Genomic DNA, 494 nt, shown 5'->3' on the forward strand with positions numbered 1-494 from the left:
GATAAGTGCAAGAAGGTATGGCCGGAAGAACCGACTGGTATTTATAGTGCTGGTATGGGTCGCAAGGATAAGAACGCAATGATAACGTTCGCAGGTATTCAGTCTGTTGCAAAACAAGCTAAATACTTTGAGGACGTTGATATTATTATAGTGGACGAATGTGACCTTATTAGTCCAAATCAGCAAACAAGTTATCAGAAGTTCTTTGCACATATCCGTGAAAACAATCCATATCTAAAGATCATCGGCCTTACTCCTACAAGCTGGCGCCTTGGCTTTGGTTCTATTATCAAAGCCGCCTATGCGCCTAACGCCCTCTTTGATGAAATTGTATTTAACGCGTGTACCGTAGAGTGCTTCAACTGGTTTATTGATGAAGGTTATCTGGTTCCGTTAGTACCACGTAAAACAAAGAAAGAGTATGATGTAAGTGGTGTTCATACTCGAGGCGGTGAGTTCATTGAAAGTGAACTTCAGAAGGTTGTAAACGACCC

1 protein-coding gene is annotated in these 494 nt (G+C 41.7%); it reads left to right on the top strand.

Annotated features, from left to right (window positions below):
• Positions 1 to 494, top strand: a 494-nt coding sequence (locus Y882_RS20325; protein WP_211259222.1) for a hypothetical protein, incomplete at both ends; no start/stop codon positions are given.

This window comes from Dyella japonica DSM 16301 (genome assembly GCF_001010355.1).
Classification (GTDB): Bacteria; Pseudomonadota; Gammaproteobacteria; order Xanthomonadales; family Rhodanobacteraceae; genus Dyella; species Dyella japonica.